The following is a 22,970-nucleotide window of genomic DNA, read 5'->3' on the forward strand; positions in this document are numbered from 1 at the left end:
CTGATCGCGCAAATGGGCAAAAGAAAAGGGACGCAGCCTCCCGCCGCGTCCCTTTCGGTTTCATTGGACCGTATCGATCAAGTCTTAGACGACTGGCTTGCCAACATAGGTGTTGTTGCCGACCCGAACGACGATATTTCCATTGGAAACCTGACGCTCGAAGATGCCCTGGACTGAAATACAGCTGCCGATGGTTATCGTGCGAATCATGCCCATTCTCCTCTCCTCTGATGTCTTAATTTCGACATAAAAAAATCAGGAAGTTAATAATGTTTCGTTAACTTCTGCTGAGGGGTCAGATTAATTCCTCGGGATCGAGGGGGCGTGTGGCACTAAAGCAACTCTCTTAGCACAGGAATCAGCGGAAGATCGGCCGGTGGCATAGGATAGCTGCTCAGGTCCTGAGCGCGCACCCAAGCCAGCTTTTGCCCCTCTTGCGGCTGCGGGATACCGTTCCAGCGCCGACAGGCGTAAAGCGGCATCAGCAGGTGAAAATCGTCATAGCTATGGCTGGCAAAAGACAAGGGCGCCAGGCAGGACGCCCAGGTATCGATGCCCAATTCCTCTTGCAGCTCGCGGATCAACGCCTGTTCGGGCGTCTCACCGGGATCGACTTTACCGCCCGGAAACTCCCAAAGACCGGCGAGGGATTTCCCCTCGGGTCTTTGGGCCAAGAGAATGCGGCCGTCAGCATCAATCAGCGCCACGGCCGCCACCAGCAAGATTTTCACGAGCGATAATCCGCGTTGATGTCGATATAGCGATGGGTCAAATCGCAGGTCCAGACCGTCTTGGTGGCGCGGCCAAGCCCCAGATCCACCCCGATCACCAGCTCCGAGCGCTTCATATAGGCGCTGGCCTTGACCTCGTCGTAATCAGGCGAACGCCACCCTTTTTCCGCCAAAACCATATCGCCAAAGCGAATGGTCAGCAGATCGCGGTCCGCCTGCGCACCGGATTTGCCGACCGCCATGACCACGCGGCCCCAGTTGGCATCTTCGCCTGCGATGGCGGTTTTGACCAAGGGGGAATTGGCGATTGCCATTGCCACGCGATGGGCATCCAGCTTGCTGGCCGCCCCCGTGACCTTGACCTCGACAAATTTCGTGGCGCCCTCGCCGTCGCGCACGACCTGCTTGGCCAGATCCTGCATCACATTGGTCAGGGCTTTGGTAAAGTCGCGCACGACCTTGCTGCGCATATCGGTCAAGGCCGCCGCGGTGGATTTCCCAGTCGCCGCCACGATCAAAGCATCAGAGGTCGAGGTATCGCTATCGACCGTGATGGCGTTGAAGGTCTGATCCAACTGGCGCGAGACGATCTTTTGCAACGCATCCGGCGCGATTTTTGCGTCGGTAAAGATATAGACCAGCATCGTTGCCATATCAGGCGCGATCATCCCCGAGCCCTTGGCGATGCCCGCGATGCGGATCGGGCCGCCCTCGCCCATGATCTCGGCCGCCGACCCCTTGGGGAAGGTGTCCGTGGTCATGATGGCCTCGGCAGCGCCGTCGATGGCCGCAGGGTCCAGATCAGCCGCCAGGGCGCCAATCGCCGCCACGATGCGATCATGTGGCAAGGGCTCGCCAATGACGCCTGTCGAGGACGAAAAGACGCGCGCTTGCGCCACGCCCAGCTGCTGTGCCACCGCAGCCGTCACCGCATCAACCGAGGCCTGACCAGCTGCGCCGGTAAACGCATTGGCATTGCCCGAGTTGACCACAATCGCGGCACCGCCCGTGGTGTCTTGCTTGCCCGCCAGCTTGGCCTGACAGTCCAGAATGCTGGCTGCGCGGGTCGAGGATTTCGTGAAAGCGCCCGCGATCGCCGTGCCCGGTGCCAACTTGACCAGCATGACATCCGTGCGACCTTTGTATTTCACCCCAGCCGCACCGGCGGCAAATTCGACCCCATCGATGACCGGAAGGTCAGGGAAGGAAACAGGTGCCAGCGGCGAGATGATCTTGGTCTTGGCGGTGGGAACCGCAGCCGAAGCCTGAGCCAAGGGCGCAGCCCCCAGTACCGACCCCGATGCCGCCCCGGGTGCCGCCACCGGTGCCGCCTCTGCAACGACCCGCGCTGCTTTCAGCTTTTTGATCTTTTTCTTAAGTGACTTCACCTTTTCGGCATCGGTCAGCTTCTTGTTCTTTTTATCATCGCTAGCCATGGATCACTTCTCCAGCAGGTCGGTTTTGTTCAGCAATTCGGGGCTAAGATCGGGGGTTTTCTCGATCTTGGCATCCGCTACGCTTTTTTGGATTTCAGCCTCGACGCGGTCACGGCGGACCTGAACGGCCAGCTGGTCTTTGACCTCTTCGAATTTCGGAGCCTCAAGCTGGCGCGTCTCGATCAGCTTGATGACATGCCAGCCGAACTGGGTCTCAACCGGCTTGGAAATCTCGCCCGCCTTCAGCGTTTTCACGGCCTCGGCAAAAGGCGCGACCATCTGTTCGGGCTGGAACCAGCCCAATTCGCCCTTGTTCGGACCCGAGGCCTGATCGGTGGATTTTTCTTCGGCCAGCTTGCCGAAATCCTCGCCTTTGGCCAGATCGGCCTCGATTGCCTTGGCCTCATCCTCGGTCTTCACCAGAATATGAGCGGCGTGGAATTCGGTTTTGGGGGCAGTCTCTGCGCCAAAGGCCTTTTCATACACGGCCCGCAGCTCTTCGTCGCTGGGTTCGCTCGCGGCAACTTGTTCCAAAACCGCGCCCGCCAGATAGGCGCGGCGATCCAGCTCAAGCACCGCGGTATCACGTGCGGTCAATTTATCGGCTTTTTTCTGTCCAACGGCAGTCTGGCGGATCATTTGATCCAGCATCAGATCCCAAAGCGCAACAGGCGGAAGGTTCGCAACCGCGTCCTCGCCCATGCCGTCTTTCATCGCGATCATCTGACCAAGCGTGATATCTTCGCCATTCACCTTGGCGACAACCGTATCGGCTGTGGCCTCTGCCGCCTGGGCAAATACAGGTGTTGTGGCCAGAATCGCCAGGACAAGGGCAGGTTTCAGCATGGATTTCCCCTTTGCGGGACAGGCCGATCCCCGAGGGTAAAACGGCGCAAGCGTTGACAGATGGGCAGGCGAAGCATACATCCGGCTCAACCGATAATGCGCGCCCGCCGCCGTTATTCCGGTCCTTTAGATAGGGCATGGGCAATGGTTCGGGCAAGTGGCCGTTAGGGCTGTGCGCTTCCCCGATACACGAATTTTGAAGGCTCATATGCTCGGCTTCGGATCTCTGGCGAAAATGGTCTTTGGTACGCCCAATGACCGCAAGGTAAAGGCAACCCGTCCTATCGTCGCACAGATCAACGCTTTGGAACCAAAATTCCAGGCGATGTCTGACGAGGACCTTATCGGCAAAACCCGTGAACTTCAGGGTCGCGCCCAATCTGGCGAGTCGCTGGACAAGCTTCTTCCCGAAGCTTTTGCCAACTGCCGCGAGGGCGCGCGTCGTGCGCTTGGCCTTCGTGCGTTTGACGTGCAGCTGATGGCAGGGATCTTTCTGCATCAGGGCAATATCGCCGAAATGAAGACCGGCGAGGGCAAGACCCTGATGGCCACCTTCCCGGCCTATCTGAACGCCCTGGCAGGCAAGGGCGTGCATATCGTCACCGTCAACGACTATCTGGCCAAGCGCGATGCGGGCTGGATGAGCAAGGTCTATGGCCAGCTGGGCATGACGACAGGCGTCGTCTATCCGTTCCAGCCCGACGACGAAAAGCGCGAAGCCTATCGCGCCGACGTGACCTATGCGACCAACAACGAGCTGGGCTTTGACTACCTTCGCGACAATATGAAGGGCTCGGTCGAGCAAATGTCCCAGCGTGGGCATTTCTACGCCATCGTCGACGAGGTCGATTCGATTTTGATCGACGAGGCACGCACGCCTTTGATCATTTCGGGTCCGTCGCAGGATCGCTCGGAGCTTTACCGTGTGCTGGATAAATATATCCCCGAGCTGACGCCCGAGCATTACAAGCTGGACGAAAAGACCCGCAATGCCACCTTCACCGAAGAGGGCAACGAATATCTGGAGCAGCGCCTAACCGAGACAGGCGTTCTGCCCGCCGGTCAGACGCTTTACGATCCCGAATCCACGACGATCGTTCACCACGTCAATCAGGCCTTGCGCGCCCACACGCTGTTCCAGCGTGACCAGCATTACATCGTTCGCGATGGCGAAATCGTTCTGATCGACGAATTCACCGGCCGCATGATGTCGGGTCGCCGCCTGTCGGACGGTCTGCATCAGGCGATCGAGGCCAAAGAAGATGTCCAGATCCAGCCAGAAAACGTGACGCTGGCCTCGGTCACCTTCCAAAACTACTTCCGCCTTTATGAAAAACTGGGCGGCATGACCGGTACTGCGGCCACCGAGGCCGAAGAATTTGCCGAAATCTACAAGCTGGGCGTGGTCGAGGTTCCGACCAACCGTCCGATCCAGCGCATCGACGAACACGACCGCGTCTATCGCACCGCGAATGAAAAATATGCGGCCGTTCTTGAGACGATCAAAGAAGCACATGCCAAGGGCCAGCCGATGCTGGTCGGCACGACCTCGATCGAAAAGTCCGAAATGCTGTCCGAGATGCTGACCAAAGCCGGCATCCCCCATAATGTGCTGAACGCCCGCGAGCACGAGCGCGAGGCCTTTATCGTCGCCGAAGCCGGCAAGATGGGCGCCGTCACCATTGCCACCAACATGGCAGGTCGCGGGACCGACATTCAGCTGGGCGGCAACGTCGACATGAAGGTCATGGAGGCCCTGGCCGCCAACCCCGACGCCGAACCCGATGAGGTGCGCGCCGCCGTCGAAGCCGAGGTCGCTGCCTCGAAGAAAGAGGTCCAGGAAGCGGGCGGTCTGTTCGTTCTTGCGACCGAGCGCCACGAAAGCCGCCGGATCGACAACCAGCTGCGCGGCCGCTCGGGTCGTCAGGGCGATCCCGGTCGTTCGCTGTTCTTCCTGTCGCTTGAAGATGACCTGATGCGCATCTTCGGCTCGGAGCGTCTGGAAAAGGTTCTGTCGACGCTTGGCATGAAGGAAGGCGAGGCGATCATTCACCCTTGGGTGAATAAATCGCTGGAACGCGCCCAGGCCAAAGTCGAAGGCCGCAACTTTGATATTCGCAAGCAATTGCTGAAATTCGACGATGTGATGAACGACCAGCGCAAGGCCATTTTTGCGCAGCGCCGCGAGATCATGGAGGCCGAAGAGGTCGCCGAGATCACTGCCGATATGCGCGAACAGGTCATTGCCGATCTGGTCGATCAATACCTTCCGCCCAAGTCCTATGCCGAGCAGTGGGATATTCAGGGCTTGAAGGCCGCGACGGTCGAGCAGCTGAACATGGACCTGCCCATCGCCGATTGGGTTTCCGAAGATGGCGTCGATCAAGATGTCATCCGCGAGCGGATCGAAACCGCGACGGCCGAATACATGGCCCAGAAGGTCGAGCAGTTCGGCGCCGATAATATGAACCAGATCGAAAAACAGGTCCTGCTGCAGCAGATCGACGCGAAATGGCGCGAACATCTGATCAAGCTCGAGCATCTGCGTTCGGTCGTCGGTTTCCGTGGCTATGCGCAGCGCGATCCGCTGTCGGAATATAAGACCGAAAGCTTCCAGCTTTTCGAATCGCTGCTTGAAGGGATGCGCTCTGACGTAACCCAACAGCTTGCCCGCATCCGCCCGCTGACCGATGAGGAACGCGAGCAGATGATGCGTGAATACGCCCAGCAGCAGGCCGAGGCCCAGCAGTCGCTGCAGCCTGAACATGAGGATGCCGAGGTTGTCCCCGTTGCGGGTCGCGTGCCGGGCTTTGATGCCGAGGACACAACGACCTGGGGCAATCCCTCGCGCAATGCCCCCTGCCCTTGCGGTTCGGGTGAAAAGTTCAAACATTGCCACGGCCGTCTGGCCTAAGCCCGCGACGGAAATGCTGATCAGACTCAAAAAGGCGGCCATTATGGCCGCCTTTTTCAATTGTTGCCCCGATTGGGGTGGTGCAAGCAAAATCTGATTTGGTTAATCGGCGACCAGCATATAGCCGGTGCCACGCACGGTATGCAAAAAGCGCGGCTCTTTTGGATCTGCTTCGATCTTGCGGCGCAACCGGGTGATCTGCACGTCGATCGCGCGCTCGAAATTCTCGCTTGGCTCATCCGAAGGGGTGCGCCCCAGCTCTTCGATCAACTCGGTGCGGCTGACCGGCTCGCCCGGCGTATCGGCCAGCCTGCGCATCAACACCTGCTCGGTTCCGGTTAGCCGCATGATGGTGTCACCCTGCCACAGCTCACCCTTATCGATGTCATACCGCAGCGCGCCAAGCGTCAGGAACTTTGGCCCGCGCGCCTCGGATGCTGGCATCCGGCGCAAGATCGCGGCAATCCGCAGCAGCAATTCGCGCGGCTCGAAGGGCTTGGCCAGATAGTCATCGGCACCGCTTTCCAGCCCGGTGATCCGGTCACCGATCTCGCCTTTGGCGGTCAGCAACAAGATCGGCGTGCTCATGCGTTTGCGCAGATCGCGCGTCAGCGTGACCCCATCCTCGCCCGGCATCATGACATCCAAAACGATCAGGTCGAAATCCAGCCCCGCCAGCAACCGCCGGGCATGGGCCGCGTCTGCGGCCGTGCTGACCAGATAGCCGCTGCGAATCAAAAAGCGCCGCAGCAATGTGCGGATACGCTCATCATCATCAACGATTAGGATATGGGCTTCGGTCACAGGATCACGCTTCGTTTTCGGGTTTCATCGCACGATACTGGCGAAGCGTGTCGCGGTCCATCATCGCTTCCATGACCTGCCGAAAGCCCGCGACGGCCTGCGGGCCGACGGTGCGATAGGCATTGCGCAAACGGGTGCGTTGGGGCTCGGACAGGCGGCGCTCCAGCGCGGTCCCGGCATCTGTCAGGTACAAAAGCCGCTCGCGGCGGTCGCGCCGGCCCACGCGGCTTTCCACCAGCTTGGCCTCGAGCAGCGCCCGCAGCACCCGGTTCAGCGATTGCTTGGTGACTTGCAACACATCCAAAAGCGCCGAGACTGTCAGCCCCGGCTCGCGGCCAATGAAATACAAAGCGCGGTGATGGGCGCGCCCATAATCAATCTCGTTCAGGATCTGGTCCGGGTCCGAGGTGAAGGCGCGATAGGAAAAATAGATCGCCTCGATCCCGCGGCGGATCTGCTCATCTGTCAGAAACAACAAGCTTTCGCTGTTGATCCCGCTCACATTCGGCTTGTCCTGCATGGGCCCCCTCCTGCATCATCTTGCTGATTATTACGTCAGCTTTGTTGACTTTCCAATCATAAATGGATAATGATCCGCCAAGATGCGCAACTTTCTTTGCCTTGAGGCTTCAGTTTCGCAACAATCATTACCGGATAGCAGGTGGAGTGTATTATGGCAGGCGCATATGATGACCGTGACGGCAAGATCTGGATGGACGGCAAGCTGGTGGATTGGCGCGATGCGCAGGTCCATATCCTGACCCATGCCCTGCATTACGCAAGCTCGGTCTTTGAAGGAGAGCGTTGCTACAACGGCAAGATCTTTAAGGGTCACGAGCATTCTCTGCGCCTGATCGAATCGGCACGTCTGCTGGATATGCCCTCGCCCTATACGGCCGAAGAAATCGATGCTGCAAAAGCCGAGGTTCTGCGCGCCAACGGCTTTGAAAACGCCTATGTCCGCGCGCTGATGTGGCGTGGTTCGGGCACCGAAATGGGCGTTTCGGCCAAGGGCAACCCGGTTCGCATGGCGGTCGCGGCCTGGGAATGGGGCGCCTATTATGGCGATGCGAAATGGGATGGCGCCAAGCTGGATGTTGCGAAATGGAAGCGTCCTGACCCGGAAACCATTCCGGTCGCCGCAAAGGCCGCGGGTCTTTATATGATTTGCACCATGTCCAAACATGCCGCCGAAGCCAAAGGCTGCTCGGATGCTTTGTTCATGGATTGGGAAGGCAATGTCGCCGAGGCCACCGGCGCGAATATCTTCTTTACCAAAAATGGCGAAGTGCATACGCCGCTGGCCGACCGCTTTTTGAACGGCATCACGCGTCAGACAGTCATCGGCCTGCTGAAAGATGCGGGGGTTACGGTCCATGAGCGTCGCATTCGCCCGGAAGAGCTGGCCGATTTCGATGAATGCTGGCTGACCGGCACCGCAGCCGAGGTCACCCCGGTTGCCCAGATCGGCGATTGGAAATTCGCAATCGGCCCGATCGCGCGCCAGACCTCGGACAGCTACGAAAAGCTTGTGCGCGCCTGATCCCGACATTTGTCACAAAGCCGACCGTGGCATCCGCCCGGTCGGCTTTTTCTATGAAATCACGCAGTTTATTTGCGCGGCTTGCGCGAATACGGGATCAGACCTCGCGGCCACGCGCGATTCTGGTGAACTCAACGGCGCGATGGTTGGTCTCTTGCGAGCGCGAATTGGGTCGGGAATGCAGAGCCTTGATCGCGGGATGCACGCCGCCCTCGCGCTCTTGACGCAAATAGCTTTCAAGGCGCGCGCTCGAATGGGGCTGGGCCTGCTTTGCAGATTGATCAGTCATAGAAAATGCCTTTCCTGGACCTATGGCAGGTCCAGTATAGCCATTTTCCCATGATGAAGCAGAAGAATTATGCCGCTTTTGCGCCCGGCGCGCCAACCAGCAGCGCATGCAGCGCGACCGGGTCGTCATTGGCACGCAATTTATTGCGCAGATCCTGATCACGCAACGTCCGTGACACCAGCGCAAGCGCCTTAAGGTGGTCGACGCCCGTGCTTTTGGGCGCAAGCAAGGCGAAAATCAGATCGACAGGCTGGCGATCAACAGCGTCAAAATCCAAGGGCTTTTCAAGGCGCAGGAACAGCCCGACGACGCGGTCAAGCCCATGCAGTCGCGCATGGGGCAAGGCTACCCCGTGACCAACGCCCGTCGGGCCAAGGCTTTCACGCTCTTGCAAGGCATCCAGCGTTTGAGCGGCATCTACTCGATAAACCGAGCGCGCGAGTTCTGAAATTTCCTGAAAGAGCCGTTTCTTGCTGGTGGTCTGTGCGAGAGTTTTCACTGCCGCCGGCAAGAGGATGTCGCCAATTTGCATATCTTATTATCCCAGTCCCGGCTGCATAAAGCAACCGGGACAATTGATCGGCTCAGTGCCGATGGCCCTATTGAGCCAAACTGCGAGGGTCGATCCAGCCGACGTTTCCGTCATCGCGGCTATAAACGACGTTCACGCCCCCATGTTTTTCGTTCCGGAAGACCAAAAGCGGTTTGCCGGCCAGTTCCATCTGCATCACGGCCTCACCCACCGAAAGAGTCGGCACGCGCGCTTCCATTTCCGCAATGATCATCGGTTGCGGCTGGCCGTCGCCCTGCGCTTCCCATTGATCATCATCAGAGGCGAGCACATATAGGTCTGCCGTACCGAAGGCAACGGGTTCCGTACGGTCCTTATAGTGATCTTTCAGGCGGCGTTTGTAGCGGCGAAGCTGCTTGTCCATGCGTTCGCGGCACTGCTCAAACGCGGCATATACCTCTGTGGCGCGGCCCTGAGCCTGTGCAGTCAGCCCAGTGGAAAGATGTACAACCGTATCACAAAGATATTCATGCGCGCTGCGGGAAAAAACGACGGTGGCATCAGTCGGACGTTGAGCGTATTTTTCAATCGTCTCACCAAGCTCGGTCTTGACGTGAGAGGCAAGGGCCTCGCCAATGTCCATCTGCCTTCCGCTGATCTGGTAGCGCATGCTGGTCCGTCCTTTCGGTTGCCCCACTCCGACACGCCATGCCGGACATGCCGGTCTGGGGTGGTGACGCAGGACGCCTATTCGCCTGCGCCATACACCTATTTGTGGATAGCAATGCGCTTCTGTCAACGGGCCTAAGGCACAGTTGTTGCAAACAGTCCGCCAGCCCTAGCCCAGAGTGAATCCTTCACCCAGATAGACACGGCGAACCTGTGGATCTGCGACGATTTCTTCTGGTGAGCCCGACCGCAGGACATGCCCATCATGCAAGATATAAGCGCGATCAACGATGCCAAGCGTCTCGCGAACGTTATGATCTGTGATCAAAACGCCGATGCCGCGCCCCTTCAGGTCCTGCACCAGCCCGCGAATTTCGCCCACGGCAATCGGATCGACCCCGGCAAAGGGTTCATCCAGCAGCAGATAGCGCGGATTGGATGCCAGACAGCGTGCGATCTCGACCCTGCGGCGTTCCCCGCCCGACAGGGCCATGGCAGGCGCCTTGCGCAGATGGCCGATCGAGAAATCGCCCAACAGCTCTTCCAGACGATCGCGACGATCATGGGCATCGCGGGTCACAACTTCCAGAACCGCTGCAATGTTCTGCTCGACCGTCAGCCCGCGAAAAATCGACATTTCCTGCGGCAGATAGCCGATTCCTAGCTGAGCACGGCGATACATTGGCAGGGTCGTAGCATCGCGACCGTCAATACGGACCTGCCCGGAATCAGGCGCAATCAGCCCGGCGATACAATAAAAACAGGTGGTCTTGCCCGAGCCGTTCGGCCCCAGCAGCGCCACCACCTCGCCCGCGCCCAGATCCATCGAGACATCGCGGATCACCGGACGGTTGCGATAGGATTTGCGCAGCCCACGGACCTCTAGCCCCGTGTCCAAGGACGCCCGCGTCACCTGTTTGGGGGCCGGATTGACAGAAGTCTGAGTCGTGCTCATCACTGGCTGCCCGGTTGCAGCACGGTCCGCACCCGCCCGCTGACTTGGGCTGATCCGGTCGCCAGATCCACCTCGACCTTTTCGCCGGCAAGCACGCTTGGGCCTTGGGTCAAGATGACATCTCCGGTCAAAAGAACCTTGCCGCTGCCAACGCTATAGTCCGCCGCCTGCGCCTCGGCGGCGTCGGGGCCATTGACCAGGGTGACATTTCCACGTGCCTCAAGGCGTTCAATCTTGCGATTTGGGCCCTGCGCATAGATCACCGTGACCTTATCGGCAGACAAGCGCATATCCCCCTGCCCGACGACGACATTGCCGCTAAAGACCGCATGGCCGGTTTTCTGATCCACGCTCAGCTGTTCGGAATTCACCTCGACCGCTGATTTGGGATCGGCCCTTTGGCCGAACTTCACGCTTTGGGCCAAAGCAGGGGCAGCGGCAAGCGGCATCAGCACAAGCAAAGCGGTGCAGGCAGCGCGAAGCAGTCGGGACATCGGACATCCTCTGTGATCGTCGGAGAGGGAGAACTCCACGCGGGTCATGGTTGATATACCATCCGTACGCCGCCTGTGAAATCAAGAACATGATCATGCGAGCCATCAGAAAGCCTGCGCAGCTCCATGGCCTGCGCAGTCAAATCGCCAAAAGGTCCGTGAATATCAACCTGATCGGTTGAAGAGACCCGCCCTTCGGTGACATCAGCCAAAAAGGCCTTGGAGGTCATCGTCCAGCCAGTCGAGGTGGTCATTGTGACCCCATCGCTTAGGCGAATCGTCGTGCTATCCATCACCCCTGCCCCAGCCACCAGATCAGCGCGCAGGCCCTGCGGGTCGCTCAGCGTCAGATTGACCGTCTCGATCGTGCCGGGCCGGGTTTCATTGCCCGGATCGGCACTGGTGGCGGTCATATTGATCTCGGTGCCGTCTCGCGACACACCGGCATAGGTCGGCGCCACGATCACCGGGCGCTGGTCGATATTTTCGGGTGTAACTTCGGCATAGGGAAGCAGGCTGCTGTCATCGCCCTTATCTCCGCTGAACAAGAACAGCGTCGACAACAGCACCAGCGCCGCCAGTGGAAGCAAAATGCGCAGCAAATGAACGATGCGCGTGCGAGACATGACTTAAACCACCCCGGTCCGCAAAAAGTCGTGGATATGCAAAAATCCGACGGGCTTGCCGTTCTCGACCACGAAAAGGCTGGTGATCTTGCGGTCCTGCATCTCGGCCAATGCGGCCTCGGACAGGGCCTGAGGCGAAATCGTACGCGGATTGCGGGTCATCACCTCGGCGGCGGTGCGCGAAAGCAAGCCATCCATGTGGCGACGAAGGTCGCCGTCGGTGATGATGCCGACCAGCTGGCCTGCCTCATCGGCAACGCCCGTGACGCCAAAGCCCTTTTGGCTGATGGTCAGCAATGCCTCGGACATGGGCGCATCTTGGCGCACCAAGGGGATGTCGTCATGCATCAGATCGCCCACCTTGGCCAAACGCGCGCCCAGCTTGCCGCCGGGATGAAAGGTGCGGAAATGTTCGGGGGTGAAGTGGCGATGCTCCATCAGCGCGACCGCCAAGGCATCACCCAGCGCCAAAGTCATCGTAGTCGAGGTCGTCGGCACAATCCCGGACCCGCAGGCCTCGGGGGCGGTGGGCAAAAGAAGGGCAACATCCGACTGACGCAAAAGCGTGGAATCGGCGCGGCTGGCCACCCCGATCAGCGGGATCGAGAAACGCCGCGTATGGGCAACGATATCGGCGATCTCAGGGGTCTCGCCAGAGTTGGACAGCACCAACACGACATCATCCTTGGTGACCATGCCCAGATCGCCGTGGCTGGCTTCGGCCGGGTGGACGAATTGCGCGGGCGTGCCGGTCGAGGCAAAGGTCGCCGCGATCTTACGTCCAACATGGCCCGACTTACCCATGCCGGATACGATGACCCGGCCGCGCGCGGCCAGAATCAGATCTGCGGCAGCCGCAAAGCTGTCGTCAAGGCTGTCGATCAACAAAGCCAGACCTTCGGCTTCGGTACGGATCACGCGTTTCGCGGTTTCAAGATAAGCGTTCATATCCGATACCTAATGTTGGAAAATGTCTTTTTCACCCCCCCAGCCCAGCAGATCCAGATGGGCGCGGGCAGGAAGGAAATCGAAACAGGCCTGCGCCAGACCCAGACGGCCCTCGCGCTCTAGTCGCAACTCAAGCGCATCTTTCAGCGCATGCAGATACAAGACATCGGATGCTGCATATTCAAGCTGGGCATCGCTCAGATTGACAGCCCCCCAATCACTGGTCTGCTGCTGCTTGGAAATATCAACGCCCACCATCTCGGATAGCAGGTATTTCAGGCCGTGGCGGTCGGTAAAGGTACGCACCATGCGCGAGGCGATCTTGGTGCACCACACCGGAGAGGTGACAACACCAAAGGCGGCCTCCAGCGCGGCAATATCAAAGCGGCCATAGTGAAACAGCTTCAGCACCGAGGCATCGGTCAGCAGCCGCATCAGATTGGGTGCCTGACGCTGATCCTTGCCGATCTGAACCAGATGAGCAGAGCCGTCGCCCGCAGAAAGCTGCACCAGACACAACCGGTCACGCCGGGGATCAAGCCCCATCGTCTCGGTGTCGATGGCCACGATCGGACCCAGATCCAGGTCGTCAGGCAGATCGTTTTGATAAAGGTTGATGCTCATCTTACCAGATCCACAGGAATAGAATTAACCCTGCTCTAAACGCTTTCCCATCGCTTTCGCTACCCCTGATCACCGCAATACCCGATTCCCGCCCCGCAGGCCCCGATCACGCGCAAACGAGGGCCGCCTTGAACGATACGGCCCTTTCAGAGCGAACAAGCCGCGCATCATCTGCGCGGCTTGGCCAATTTTCAGGTGTTTTTCGCGACAGCTGTCGGAATCAGAAGCCACCCTCGTCAAACAGGCTGCGTTTGTGGCCACCGCTTGGCACCAAAAGCGCACCAATGACCACGGTCGCACCTGCGATGATGATCGCATACCACAGACCCGCATAGATATTGCCGCTTTGCGCCGAAATCGCGAATGCCGTCGCAGGCAGCAATCCCCCGAACCAGCCGTTGCCGATGTGATAGGGCAGCGACATGCCGGAATAACGGATGCGGGTCGGGAACAGCTCGACCAGCGCGGCCGCAATCGGGCCGTAAACCATCGTCACCAAAAGGATCAGATAGGTCAGCAAAGCCACCAGCTTCAACTTTTGCGCCGTGAAGATGTCAAAGAAGTTGTTGGCTTTGGCCACGGTCGTATTCTCGGCAGCATTCAGCGGATAGCCAGCCGCGCTAAGTGCGGCATTCACCTCGCCCTCAAAGGTGGCTTTGGCGGCTTTCAACTCATCCCCGGTCAGCGTCCCCTCATACGAGTGGATGGTCTGATCGCCGACCTGCACCGTCGCGGTCGAACCCGCCGGGCCATCCTCGGTCGTATAGTTGACCGATGACTTTGCCAGCAGCGCCTTGGCGATATCGCAAGACGAGGTAAACTTCGACGCACCCGTCGGGTTGAACTGGAACGAACAGGTGTTCGGATCCGCCGTCACGATCACCGTGGTGTCATCCTGAGCATGCGCCAAGGCCGGGTTGGCATTGACCGTGATCTGATGAAAGACCGGGAAATAGGTCAGCGCCGCCAGCAGACAGCCACCCAGAATGATCGGCTTGCGCCCGATCCGGTCCGACAGGCTGCCAAAGAAGACAAAGCCAGCCGTACCCAGAATCAACGCCCATGCGATCAGCACGTTCGAGGTGAACGTATCCACCTTGACCACGTTATTGATGAAAAACAGCGCATAGAACTGGCCCGAGTACCAGACAACAGCCTGTCCCGCGGTCAGACCGAAAAGCGCGATCAGGGCAATTTTTGCGTTTTTCCACTGGCCAAACGCCTCACGCAAAGGCGCTTTCGATGTCGCGCCCTCTTCCTTCATCTTCTTGAAGGCCGGGCTTTCTTCCATCTGCAGGCGAATATACAGCGAAACCGCCAAAAGTACGACCGAAACTAGGAAAGGTACGCGCCACCCCCAGGCCTTGAAGGGCTCTAGCATGACCTGCGCCCCATCCGGACCCAGCAAAGGCTGACCATTGGCGAATTGCGGTACGGGTGCGTAAGCGCCGTTCACATAGGACTGAACCATCAAGATGATGACCAGCGACAGCAGCAGACCCAGCGTCGCGGTCGTCTGGATCCAGCTGGTGTAATAGCCGCGACGATTGGCGGGCGCATGTTCCGCAACATAGGTTGCCGCGCCGCCATATTCCCCGCCAAGCGCCAGACCCTGCAACATGCGCAGGATGATCAAGATGACCGGTGCCGCGACGCCCCAGGCCTCATAACCCGGCAAAAGCCCGACGATGAAGGTCGAGATGCCCATGATCAAAATGGTCATCAGAAAGGTATATTTACGCCCGACGATATCGCCAAGCGAGCCAAAGACCAGCGCGCCAAGCGGGCGCACAATAAAGCCTGCAGCGAATGCAAGCAGCGCAAAGACGTTGCGGGTGGCCTCGGGGAACGCGGTAAAGAACTGCGCACCGATGATCGCGGCCAGCGATCCATATAGATAGAAGTCATACCATTCAAAAACGGTGCCTAGCGATGACGCGAGAATGACCTTCTTCTCGTCTTTTGTCATGGGCCGGGCGCGCGCGTTTTCCGACGCGGGTGCTATTGCCATTATGTCCCTTCCTCCCTTTCCGAAATTCCTGTCGAGATGGCGCATTTCCGCATGTCCCGACCCGGTCTGTTGCGCACCGCTTGTCACCTTGCCGCCTAGGCAAAAGCCGTCCGATCAGGACGGGTTGGCGGTTTGTCTCAAACCTTGCCACCGTCCAGCTGGCGCAACCTTTTGCCTTGACTGGGAAAGCTCCGAGAGCTTCGACCGGAAAACTCCCGTGGTGAGCCGCCCTGCGGCACCCGTTGCTGCGATGCTTCTTCCCGGCAGTGCTGAGACCCATGCGGATTTTGCGCAAAACATCTGCTCTGCCCGGATTTCCATTCGATCGGCGCGGCACATACCGGCATGTCGAACAGTCAGACTTCCTGGCCTCCTCTGCGCTGCCGCATCGCCGGTGAAACCTCCCGTGTTTCGCAGGCAAGCGGCGGTGTTCACAATCATGTTAAACGCAATATTCCCAATGCGTAAATTATAAATTGTCCCATCTCAGCCTAATGACGCTGCGCCAGCTGCGAATATTCGCGATGTCAGATCCGGCTCGGTGCTTGATCAGCCATTCGACAGCGGCTTGGGCATTGCCGCGAAGCGAGCGACATCTGTGCAGCGTCCTTCCCATGCCTGATGGAAAATCTGGGTCGCATTTTCGGGGATTTGTGGGGGTTTCAAGGAAACTGGACCAGTTGGCCCGCGCGGCATGTCGCATTTCCACGCCATTTGCAGGGGCGAAGGCACGAAATCAGCGAAATGTTCGGATTTCTGACCCTGAAATGAGATCAACCGCCGTCCCAGGGGACGACGGTTGATCTCGTTTGGGGATAACCCCGGATGACATTGCTGCCATCGTTTTATGGTGCCCAGAAGAGGACTCGAACCTCCACGCCTTGCGGCACACGGACCTGAACCGTGCGCGTCTACCAATTCCGCCACCTGGGCTCAGGTGCTGTGAGAGGGGATTTACCGATGCCCATGGGGGGTGTCAACACAGGTTCCGCAGAAAAATTAAGAAAACTTTCGTCGGATGGGATTGGCCAAGCGCCAGGGCCAGCAATTGCAGGAAATTTCGTGCCATCATTGGGGGATAGCATGCTCACCTGTCCCGAAAGCACGCTGGAAAATGGCGCCACGAGGGCAGCCCTGCCCCCGAATTTTTTCAGATCACGGGTTTTGATGCGGTTTTTTGATCCGCGGGATCACTCACCACCGCGCCTGAGCCAGAACAGCGCGTAAAGCAAATACAGTCCTGCCGCAGCAAACAGCGCGGCCCAGCCGACCGCGCCATTGGAATATTCGACGACCGCCCAGATCAAGGGCAGCACCACGCACAACAGGCGAACCCAGAGGCGGTTAAAAAACGGGTTTTCGGGATCGATCAACATCGCTGCTGCTTACACGAATTTCCGCCCGATCCAAAGACAAAGCGGCCATCACGCCAAAGCGCGAGTTTTTGTCGAATAGCAAAGATCGGACACCCCAACTCCCTGTTAAAACATAGCATTATATCAATCTTGAGTTGTGTTAGAAAAATCCACCTGTTCAAAAGGTCAGCTAACAAACAGACAACTATCCGCGGCGCTTAAGACAGGTTAATTTCATTTTGTTGATCGTTAAATCAATGTGTTATCCCTGTTTGTCTTCGTGTCGCTGAAGTCCGGGCGATTGTGTTAAGTGCGTTTGTTAACGAGGGTTAGGATGATCGAAGATCTCCAACGCGGGTCTTGGGATGTCATCGTCATCGGTACGGGTATCGGTGGCGGACTTACCGCAAGACGGCTCTGCGAATTGGGTCTGAGCGTCCTGATGATTGAGAAAGGCGCCGACCTTGGCGACACAAGGTCCGGCCTTCCCATGACGACTGCGACAAATCCCCAAGAACGTCTGGAAAGCGGGGCTTGGCCCCAGCCGCTAGAGGCGCAGCTTGATGGCAGCGCCGCCAAGCTAGAGGGGATGATCGGCGCAGCAGTCGGCGGCACATCGCTTTATTATGCCGCAACATTAGAGCGCCCCGAGCGTCACGATCTGGATCACAGCGCCGAACGACCCCATCCAACTGGGGGCTGGCCTGTCGGTTATGCCGAATTCGCGCCCTATTTTGATCGCGCAGAGCGCTATATGCATATCGGTGGCCAAACCGATCCGCTGGATGCTCAGGCCGCTGCCCTGCCTTTTCCTGCCCGACCCTTTACGGCCACCGATACGGCGCTTTTCACCACATTGCGCCACAACGGCCTGCATCCCTATCAGACCCATATGGCCGCGCGCTTTGTTCCCGGCTGCGAAGGGTGTTTTGGCAGGCGCTGCCCGCGGCGCTGCAAGATGGATGGTCGCAGCGCGGGGGTTTTGCCTGCATTGGAAACCGGCCGCGCCGCGCTGATCGACCGTTGCACGGTTTTATCCATTGATGCCGATGATCAGGTCACTTCGATCCGATGTCGACGCGACGATCAGGAATTCACACTGACCGCCCGTGCCTATGTTCTTGCAGGGGGTGGGCTTGGCTCGCCTGCCCTGCTGCTGCGCTCGCGCAATGAGATCTGGCCCGAGGGGCTGGGCAACCGCCACGATCTGGTGGGGCGCAATCTGATGTTCCACCTCAGCGAGATCATGGCGCTATGGCCGGGAACGCCAAACCGCCCCGAGGATACCGAGAACCGCTCGATCAGTCTGCGCGATCTGTATTACCGCGCGGGCCAAAGGTTCGGCCTGATTCAGACGATGGGCCTAAGTGCGGGTTATGGTGAAGTGCTTTATGCCATGCAGGGCCGCTTTGACCGCTCGCGCCTGCGCGGCATCAAGCTGCTGCGTCACGGCTTGCGCATTCCCGCGATGCTGGCGGCACGGCTGCTGGGCCCGGCCAAGCTATTTGTCGGCGTGCTTGAGGATCTGCCCTATCGTGACAATCGCCTGCTGCACGAAAAGGACGACAACAGCGACCGTCTGCGCTTTCGTTATGACATCTCGGACGAGCTCAAGTCGCGGCGCATGGCCTTTCGGCGCGAAATGCGTCACGCCTTTCGCGGCAAACGCAGCATGTTCATGGGCAGCGCGCCCCAACTGAATTTCGCCCATCCCTGCGGTACCCTGCGCTTTGGCGACGACCCGACGACCAGCGTGCTGGACCGCGACTGCAAAGTGCATGGGCTTACCAACCTTTATGTCAGTGACGCCTCATTCATGCCCACATCCAACGGCGTGAACCCCAGCCTGACCATTGCTGCAAATGCGCTGCGCGTCGCCGAGCGGATTTCCGAGCAGCTGCAAGCACGGCTTGCCGCAGACCGCCCGCTTAGCTATTGAACGGGTAAGCACCTACCGAAGGAGCGGCGGATGTCTGCAGCTAAACTTGTCACCATTTATGGCGGATCGGGTTTCCTCGGTCGGCAAATCGCCCGGCAACTCGCCTCGCAGGGCTGGCGTGTCCGTGTGGCCGTTCGCCGCCCGAACGAGGCGATTGCGGTTCGCACCTATGGCGTGCCGGGCCAGATCGATCCGGTCCTGTGCAACGTCCGCGACGATCTTTCCGTCCGCGCCAGCATGACCGATGCCGATGCCGTGGTGAATTGCGTGGGCATTATGGTCCGCGAAGGCAAAAACACCTTTGACGCCATCCATGTCGAGGCCGCAGCACGCGTCTCGCGACTGGCGGCCGAGCTGGGCACCAAGCAATTCGTCCATATCTCGGCGCTTGGCGCTGATCCGCAGGCCAAAAGCGATTACCTCGCCTCGAAAGGGCGTGGCGAGCAGCTTGTGCTAGAGCATCGCCCCGATGCGGTGATTTTGCGGCCCTCGATCATCTTTGGCTCGGACGATACCTTCTACAACCGCATCGGCGCCATGACCCGCTTTGGCCCGCTGCTGTTCGTGCCCGGCGCCTCGACACAGGTGCAGCCGGTCTATGTCATGGATGTCGCGCGCGCCGCGGCCATGGCCGTCGAAGGCAAAGTGCAGGCCGGGATTTATGAGCTGGCCGGCCCCGACGTGCTGACGATGCGCGAGGTCGCGCGTCAAGTGCTGCAGGTCACCGGTCGCCGTCGTGCCATCATTGGCATGCCGCATTTCATGGCAGCCCTTGCGGGTTCGGCGCTGGATTTTGGCCAATCGCTGACGGGTGGTCTGATCACCAACCGACTGCTGACCAAAGATCAGGCGCGCACCCTGCGCCTGCACAATCGCGCCGATGACAAGGCCCGCGGCTTTGCAGATTTCGGGATCGAGCCCACCAACGCCATGGCGATCATCCCCGAATACCTTTGGCGCTTCCGCCCCTCGGGCCAATATACCGCCATCACTGAATCCGCCAAAAACCTGCGGCGCAGCTGATGGAGCATAATACGATCGTCGCAGCCATTCTGGGGCTGCTTGAAGGGATGACCGAATTCATCCCGGTGTCGTCGACCGGCCATATCCTTTTGGCAGGCCATTTCCTTGGATTTGACTCGCCGGGTCGCGCCTTCGAAGTGCTGATCCAGCTTGGCGCGATTCTGGCGGTGCTTGGCGTTTACGCAGGCAGGCTGTGGTCGATCTTTTCCAGCGCACCCCATGACCCAAAATCACGCCATTTTATTCTGGCCGTGCTTTTGGCGTTCATCCCGGCGGTGGTGATCGGCGTTCTTGCCCATGACACCATCAAGAATGTGCTGTTCGAGACGCCAAAGCTGATCGCGATCATGCTGATCATTGGCGGGTTTATTTTGCTTGCGGCAGATCGTCTGGCCAAGAACCCCAAATATCACCGCCCCGAGGATTTCCCCCTTCCCATGGCGCTGGCGATTGGTCTGATCCAATGCCTGGCCATGATCCCCGGCGTTTCACGTTCGGGCGCCACGATTGTCGGTGCGCTGGCGTTTGGCGCGGATAAACGTTCTGCTGCGGAATTCAGCTTCTTTCTGTCCATGCCGACCATGATCGGTGCCTTTGCTTACGATTTGATGAAGAACCGCGATATTTTGGATGGCGCAGCCATGTCGAATATCGTGATCGGCTTCATATGCGCCTTTGTCTCGGCGCTGATCGTGGTGAAATGGGTGTTGGGCTACATCTCGTCACATGGCTATCGCTTCTTTGCCTGGTGGCGAATCATCGTCGGCAGCGTGGCTTTGCTGGCTCTCACGTTGATTGGGTAAGTATAACTGACCTAATTAATGATCAAAGCAGGCCAAATTCAGGCGCCTCACCAAACAAAACGTAAAATAGGTCAGTGCGCCTGACTTTTTATCGCAATAAGCTCGTTTTATTCCTTCTGACAGTTCCCATTGTCCGGAAGGATGCGCAGCTATGGCCACGCAAAAGATGCTTAAGTTTGTCACCTTGGGTCGGCAGATGCCCGACAAGCGTGACGCAGCCGACCGCGCGCAGGACTTCCACGAGATCTATCGCGAATTTGCCGAGGTCAAAGCCCAAGAGCAGGCCAGCCGTTGCAGCCAATGCGGCGTGCCCTATTGTCAGTCGCATTGCCCGCTGCACAACAATATCCCCGACTGGCTGCGCCTGACCGCCGAGGGCCGCACCCAAGAGGCCTATCTGGTCTCGCAAGAGACAAACACGTTTCCCGAAATCTGTGGCCGCATCTGCCCTCAGGACCGCTTGTGCGAAGGCAATTGCGTGATCGAGCAATCCGGCCATGGCACCGTCACCATCGGCGCCATCGAGAAATACATCACCGATACCGCTTGGGAGGAAGGCTGGGTTCGCCCGATTGCTCCGATCAAAGAGCGTGGCGAATCCATTGGCATCATTGGCGCTGGTCCGGGCGGGCTTGCTGCGGCCGACCGTCTGCGGCGCATGGGCTTTCAGGTCACGGTCTATGACCGCCATGACCGGGCGGGCGGGCTGCTGATCTATGGCATTCCCGGCTTCAAGCTGGAAAAGGACGTGGTCGAGCGGCGCAATCGCCTGCTGGCCGATGGCGGCGTCGAATTTGTGCTGGATACCAATATCGGTGAAGACATCAGCTTTGACGCGATCCGTGGGCGCCATGATGCCGTGCTGATCGCGACCGGCGTCTATAAGACCCGCAACCTGGACATCGACAATGCCGATGCTCGCGGCGTCGTGGCGGCCCTGGACTATCTGACCGCCTCGAACCGGGTGGATCTGGGCGATGACGTTCCTGATTTCGAGGATGGCGAGCTGAACGCCAAGGGCAAGCGCGTGATCGTCATCGGCGGCGGCGACACGGCCATGGATTGCGTGCGCACAGCCATCCGCCAAGGCGCACAATCGGTAAAATGCCTGTATCGCCGCGACCGCGCCAATATGCCCGGCTCGCAACGCGAGGTGCAAAACGCCGAGGAAGAGGGCGTCGAATTCGTCTGGATGACGGCACCGGGCGCATTTCAGGGCCATATCACGGGCGATGCCGCCATCCAGGAAGAACGCGATGTTGATGGCATTGACCACATCGCCTCGGTGCGAATTCAGAAGATGCGCCTTGGTGCGCCAGATGTCTCGGGGCGCCAATCACCCGAGCTGATCCCGGGGGCGGACTACCACGAACCGGCCGAGCTGGTGATCAAAGCGCTTGGCTTTGAACCCGAAGAGATCCCGCGTCTTTGGGGGGTCGATGGGCTAGAGGTCACGCGCTGGGGGACGATCAAGGCCGATTTCCAAACCCATCGCACCAGCCTGACTGGCGTCTACGCCGTCGGCGATATCGTACGCGGCGCCAGCCTTGTGGTTTGGGCCATCCGCGATGGGCGCGAGGCCGCAGACAGCATTGCTGAATATCTGACCAACTCGGCGCGTGTCGCTGCTGAATAGGGGAAAGCATCATGGCACAATCATCACGCACCCACATCAGCTGTCGGCCCCGCCCGAAAGATCATCTGGCGCTGATCATGCCGGCGTCCATCCTGATGCTGCTTTGCCTGCTGAACCAGCCAGCCCATGCGGGCACATTCACCCCGCCGCAGGGCTGCACGCTTGAGGTGACGATCCAGAACCGCAGCTGCACCGTCTCGCAGCATTTTCGGTGCAGCGCCGACACGCCCGGCGATCAGCGTGTCATCTATTTCGACCCCGATGGCCCGACCTTTGAATCGCGCATCGACAAGGAAACACGCTGGCTTGAAAGCACCGACCTGCGCTCGGGCCTCACCGATCGGCTGTCCTCAGAGGCCGCCGACCCCGCCTCTTTCGCAACGCTTTTGTCGCAAGGTCGCGATGAATTCGACTTTTGGACCGAATCCAGCAACGGAGAGCGCCTTCGCCATGTCGGGCATGACCAGCTGACCGGCAAAAGCGTTCAGATCGGTGGCCAACCGCTAGAAGAGACCGAATTCGACCTGAAAACCTATAATGAGGGCGGTGATCTGCTGATCCATCGCAGCGGCAATCAGTTCATCAGCCGTGCCCAGGGCCGCTTTTATGGCGGGGTCGAACATTCCGAGGATTGGACCGGCCAGATCCAGGACAGCAACGACAGCCCGGTGCGCTTTGCGTTCCCCGGCCAGCCCGGTTTCGGCGAAACCCAGCCCGCCTATGACTGCGATCTGCAGATGGTGCGGGCCTATTCCACCCCGGTCGCGCGCAACCAAGCGCCGTCCTGATCTTTCCCACCTCTTTGACCGAGGG

23 protein-coding genes and 1 tRNA gene are annotated in these 22,970 nt (G+C 59.1%); 7 read left to right on the forward strand and 17 right to left on the reverse strand.

The genetic code is table 11. From position 1 onward, the window contains the following. Positions 1 to 84: 84 nt before the first annotated feature. The 4 genes from RTS12_RS03200 to RTS12_RS03215 form a co-directional block, all read right to left on the reverse strand. Entirely contained in the window at positions 85 to 210 is a 126-nt protein-coding gene (locus RTS12_RS03200; protein WP_312525424.1) for a hypothetical protein, read from the reverse strand. Positions 211 to 332: 122 nt separating this feature from the next. Continuing rightward, positions 333 to 731 carry an 8-oxo-dGTP diphosphatase MutT gene (gene mutT, locus RTS12_RS03205; protein WP_312525426.1) on the reverse strand — a complete coding sequence of 133 codons (399 nt, stop codon included), beginning with the start codon at positions 729 to 731 and terminating at the stop codon, positions 333 to 335. After that, a complete protein-coding gene (gene argJ / locus RTS12_RS03210; protein ID WP_312525428.1) occupies positions 728 to 2,167 on the reverse strand; it encodes a bifunctional glutamate N-acetyltransferase/amino-acid acetyltransferase ArgJ in 1,440 nt (479 codons plus the stop codon). The genes mutT and argJ overlap by 4 nt, the downstream gene beginning before the upstream one ends. A gap of 3 nt (positions 2,168 to 2,170) precedes the next feature. Beyond that, positions 2,171 to 3,013 (reverse strand): peptidylprolyl isomerase, encoded by an 843-nt coding sequence (locus RTS12_RS03215; RefSeq protein WP_312525430.1) that lies wholly within the window; start codon positions 3,011 to 3,013, stop codon positions 2,171 to 2,173. Between the two features lie 208 nt (positions 3,014 to 3,221). Between RTS12_RS03215 and secA the strand changes: the two genes are divergently transcribed. Further along, positions 3,222 to 5,927 (forward strand): preprotein translocase subunit SecA, encoded by a 2,706-nt coding sequence (secA, locus tag RTS12_RS03220; protein WP_312525432.1) that lies wholly within the window; start codon positions 3,222 to 3,224, stop codon positions 5,925 to 5,927. Between the two features lie 102 nt (positions 5,928 to 6,029). Here the strand turns inward: secA and RTS12_RS03225 are convergent, their stop codons facing one another. Beyond that, positions 6,030 to 6,731, reverse strand: coding sequence for a response regulator (locus RTS12_RS03225; RefSeq protein ID WP_312525433.1), 702 nt, complete (start codon positions 6,729 to 6,731; stop codon positions 6,030 to 6,032). A 4-nt stretch (positions 6,732 to 6,735) separates the two neighbouring features. Then, positions 6,736 to 7,251, reverse strand: a complete 516-nt coding sequence (locus RTS12_RS03230) for a MarR family transcriptional regulator (RefSeq protein WP_312525435.1) — start codon at positions 7,249 to 7,251, stop codon at positions 6,736 to 6,738. A 153-nt stretch (positions 7,252 to 7,404) separates the two neighbouring features. Between RTS12_RS03230 and RTS12_RS03235 the strand changes: the two genes are divergently transcribed. After that, positions 7,405 to 8,274 (forward strand): branched-chain amino acid aminotransferase, encoded by an 870-nt coding sequence (locus RTS12_RS03235; RefSeq protein WP_312525437.1) that lies wholly within the window; start codon positions 7,405 to 7,407, stop codon positions 8,272 to 8,274. 97 nt (positions 8,275 to 8,371) lie between these two features. Here the strand turns inward: RTS12_RS03235 and RTS12_RS03240 are convergent, their stop codons facing one another. From RTS12_RS03240 to RTS12_RS03290, 11 genes are all read right to left on the reverse strand, one after another. Next, on the reverse strand, positions 8,372 to 8,563 hold the full coding sequence (locus RTS12_RS03240; protein ID WP_312525439.1) for a hypothetical protein: 192 nt from the start codon (positions 8,561 to 8,563) through the stop codon (positions 8,372 to 8,374). Positions 8,564 to 8,630: 67 nt separating this feature from the next. Further along, positions 8,631 to 9,095 carry a PTS sugar transporter subunit IIA gene (locus RTS12_RS03245; protein WP_312525441.1) on the reverse strand — a complete coding sequence of 155 codons (465 nt, stop codon included), beginning with the start codon at positions 9,093 to 9,095 and terminating at the stop codon, positions 8,631 to 8,633. 67 nt (positions 9,096 to 9,162) lie between these two features. Continuing rightward, positions 9,163 to 9,744: a ribosome hibernation-promoting factor, HPF/YfiA family gene (hpf, locus tag RTS12_RS03250; RefSeq protein WP_312525444.1), complete on the reverse strand. Its 582-nt coding sequence runs from the start codon at positions 9,742 to 9,744 to the stop codon at positions 9,163 to 9,165. Between the two features lie 168 nt (positions 9,745 to 9,912). Next, on the reverse strand, positions 9,913 to 10,698 hold the full coding sequence (gene lptB, locus RTS12_RS03255; RefSeq protein WP_312525446.1) for an LPS export ABC transporter ATP-binding protein: 786 nt from the start codon (positions 10,696 to 10,698) through the stop codon (positions 9,913 to 9,915). Beyond that, positions 10,698 to 11,192, reverse strand: coding sequence for a lipopolysaccharide transport periplasmic protein LptA (gene lptA, locus RTS12_RS03260; RefSeq protein WP_312525449.1), 495 nt, complete (start codon positions 11,190 to 11,192; stop codon positions 10,698 to 10,700). Before lptA ends, lptB begins: the two co-directional genes overlap by 1 nt. A 44-nt stretch (positions 11,193 to 11,236) precedes the next feature. Further along, positions 11,237 to 11,818: an LPS export ABC transporter periplasmic protein LptC gene (lptC, locus tag RTS12_RS03265; RefSeq protein WP_312525451.1), complete on the reverse strand. Its 582-nt coding sequence runs from the start codon at positions 11,816 to 11,818 to the stop codon at positions 11,237 to 11,239. A gap of 3 nt (positions 11,819 to 11,821) precedes the next feature. Beyond that, positions 11,822 to 12,766, reverse strand: a complete 945-nt coding sequence (locus tag RTS12_RS03270; protein WP_312525452.1) for a KpsF/GutQ family sugar-phosphate isomerase — start codon at positions 12,764 to 12,766, stop codon at positions 11,822 to 11,824. 9 nt (positions 12,767 to 12,775) lie between these two features. Then, positions 12,776 to 13,390, reverse strand: a complete 615-nt coding sequence (locus tag RTS12_RS03275) for a ribonuclease H-like domain-containing protein (RefSeq protein ID WP_312525454.1) — start codon at positions 13,388 to 13,390, stop codon at positions 12,776 to 12,778. A 220-nt stretch (positions 13,391 to 13,610) separates the two neighbouring features. Further along, positions 13,611 to 15,401: an MFS transporter gene (locus RTS12_RS03280; protein ID WP_312525456.1), complete on the reverse strand. Its 1,791-nt coding sequence runs from the start codon at positions 15,399 to 15,401 to the stop codon at positions 13,611 to 13,613. A gap of 848 nt (positions 15,402 to 16,249) precedes the next feature. Continuing rightward, a tRNA-Leu gene (locus tag RTS12_RS03285) sits at positions 16,250 to 16,334 on the reverse strand. Positions 16,335 to 16,591: 257 nt separating this feature from the next. Beyond that, a complete protein-coding gene (locus tag RTS12_RS03290) occupies positions 16,592 to 16,774 on the reverse strand; it encodes a hypothetical protein (protein WP_409455658.1) in 183 nt (60 codons plus the stop codon). A 316-nt stretch (positions 16,775 to 17,090) separates the two neighbouring features. Here RTS12_RS03290 and RTS12_RS03295 point away from each other — a divergent pair, with 316 nt between their 5' ends. The 5 genes from RTS12_RS03295 (at position 17,091) to RTS12_RS03315 (ending at position 22,945) form a co-directional block, all read left to right on the forward strand. Next, positions 17,091 to 18,695, forward strand: a complete 1,605-nt coding sequence (locus RTS12_RS03295) for a GMC family oxidoreductase (RefSeq protein ID WP_312525460.1) — start codon at positions 17,091 to 17,093, stop codon at positions 18,693 to 18,695. A 30-nt stretch (positions 18,696 to 18,725) separates the two neighbouring features. Next, the gene (locus RTS12_RS03300; protein ID WP_312525462.1) at positions 18,726 to 19,718 is read left to right on the forward strand and encodes a complex I NDUFA9 subunit family protein; all 993 of its coding nucleotides are present in this window, start codon (positions 18,726 to 18,728) and stop codon (positions 19,716 to 19,718) included. Further along, on the forward strand, positions 19,718 to 20,521 hold the full coding sequence (locus RTS12_RS03305) for an undecaprenyl-diphosphate phosphatase (RefSeq protein WP_409455659.1): 804 nt from the start codon (positions 19,718 to 19,720) through the stop codon (positions 20,519 to 20,521). Before RTS12_RS03300 ends, RTS12_RS03305 begins: the two co-directional genes overlap by 1 nt. 151 nt (positions 20,522 to 20,672) lie before the next feature. Further along, entirely contained in the window at positions 20,673 to 22,157 is a 1,485-nt protein-coding gene (locus RTS12_RS03310; protein WP_312525464.1) for an NAD(P)-dependent oxidoreductase, read from the forward strand. An 11-nt stretch (positions 22,158 to 22,168) separates the two neighbouring features. Next, the gene (locus RTS12_RS03315) at positions 22,169 to 22,945 is read left to right on the forward strand and encodes a hypothetical protein (protein ID WP_312525465.1); all 777 of its coding nucleotides are present in this window, start codon (positions 22,169 to 22,171) and stop codon (positions 22,943 to 22,945) included. The last annotated feature ends 25 nt before the right edge of the window (positions 22,946 to 22,970 follow it).

The sequence above is a fragment of the Paracoccus sp. (in: a-proteobacteria) genome, assembly GCF_032007265.1.
Lineage (GTDB): Bacteria > Pseudomonadota > Alphaproteobacteria > Rhodobacterales > Rhodobacteraceae > Paracoccus.